Annotated in this window: 1 protein-coding gene; it reads right to left on the bottom strand. The window is 42.7% G+C overall.

Features of this window, described 5'->3' with window-relative positions:
* Positions 1–248: 248 nt before the first annotated feature.
* Complete coding sequence (locus tag QMA35_RS21500) at positions 249–968, bottom strand: hypothetical protein (RefSeq protein ID WP_281649183.1); 720 nt, start codon at positions 966–968, stop codon at positions 249–251.
* Between the last annotated feature and the right edge of the window lie 903 nt (positions 969–1,871).

Here is a 1,871-nt window from a genome sequence, read left to right as displayed (position 1 = left end):
GCTGGCATAACTCGGAAGCAGCCCGAAAAATGTTTGCAGAATAAACACGTTGAAAGCATGACCTTTCAGGATTTGCACGTGGCAAACTCCAATGTTTGATTGCCAGCTCTACAAAACTCTTGGTTGTTTCTCAGGAAAGCACAGACTGAAATATTAATATTTGCACATTGACGCACAACGCCTGCGTGTGGGGCGCCGAAGGCGTCCCAGGCAGCTTGCTGCCGTACACGACGCACTTGTTAGCCGATTTATTGATTATAACTAAAAGGCTGTGTTTTCATATTTAAGTTTTTCCATGATGTAATGGCTATGTCGATTTCACTTGAACCTGCTGCTTCAAAATAGTATCGGTGTCTCTGAGGTCCTTTAGCCATACCTTTAGACTGTAGTTTGATACCGTTGCTCTCAAGCTTAATCGAATTAACCGAATTAAAATCTCTTGTGACTTCTATTTCAATTAAATTTCCATCATCTTGCAGTGAGCTTTTTAGATCGAAACTATGTAGTGTTGTTTGTAGACCTTGATCTAAATTGAATTTCTGATTGTGACGCTCTAGCCCTTTACTTGTATAGTAAGAAATAGCACCAGATAACTTAGTATTTTGAAGCTTTAGGAATTCATTTTCTTTTATCTCTATGCTAAACATTAAGTGCTTAGCATCATCGGATACTCTTGGAAAGGAAGATAACTTATAGTTATCATCTCCATTTCGTTTAGCCAGTATGTCTTTTCCTTCTATTTCTAATTTGTTTAATGTAAGAGAGTCGCTCTTTATGTTGGTTATATTGCCATCTGAAATCATGAAGTAGATCTTGGAGCCATATCTACAATCTTGAGGCTTGCCAAACTCTCCAAATGATTGAGGTATTTCTTTGCAGTCAACAAATGCAACTGGTTCAACCGTTGGTTCTGAAGCAGAAGTATATGGGATAAATAAGAATAAGACTGCTTGTATTATTTTTTTCATATTTTAAATCTGATGGTTGATGATGGATTGCGGCTAACGCGAAGTTGTGGGGCGCCGAAGGCGTCCCAGGCAGCTTGCTGCCGAACACCAACGCCTTGTTATGCTTGCCTGCAGGTTTGCACAATACTGCAGCAAACTGTGATTGTTTTTAATGATTTTAACGGCTGACTTGGCCGACGAAACTGATAATTCTTGAAATGAAACACTAAAGCCTGACCTGCTTCGGGCAGCGCACTCAATGTTTGTGCTGGTGTTGTGAAACCGATGAACCTTAGCACGATTTATACCGCCGTTAACACGGACAAAATCCGAGGGATGCGGTGCCATTTCAGTAGGCGAAAACTCGAAGGACATAACGCTGAAATCTATAAACACCAGCTTGCACAATCCACTCTATCTTTAGCTTTTCCCGCAGCGAGTAATAAAGGCATAACGCCAAGTTGTGGGGCGCCGAAGGCGTCCCAGGCAGCTTGCTGCCGAACACCAACGCCTTGTTGTGCGCGGCCTAGCCGGTTGAGATTGACCGATGCTGGCGTTGCACATTAATTGCGATTTATTGAGGTAAGATTTGCCAGCGGGCAAACCCTAGTTCTTTTAGCATTTTGCACAAAGCCCTGCAGCCACTGGAAACCTTTGCTGAGACAAACTCAAAGTTTGTGCTGGCGTTGCACGTTTGGAAATAACTGCAATGTTTGTTGCCAGCCGCAAGAGCCACGAAAACCCTGAAAATGATTGCGCTGGCATAGCACGAGTAAAACCACTGAAAACTTAACCGCCAGCTCCACGAAACCTTTTGAAGTTAGCTTGGAATTGATACCCGAATATCTTTGCTGGCATAACTCAAATGCAGCCCGACAATGTTTGCCGGAGAAACACGTTGAAAGAATGAACCTTCAGAATTCC

The sequence above is a fragment of the Parendozoicomonas sp. Alg238-R29 genome (genome assembly GCF_947331445.1).
Classification (GTDB): domain Bacteria; phylum Pseudomonadota; class Gammaproteobacteria; order Pseudomonadales; family Endozoicomonadaceae; genus Sansalvadorimonas.
This window is presented reverse-complemented; position numbering and strand designations above follow the sequence as displayed.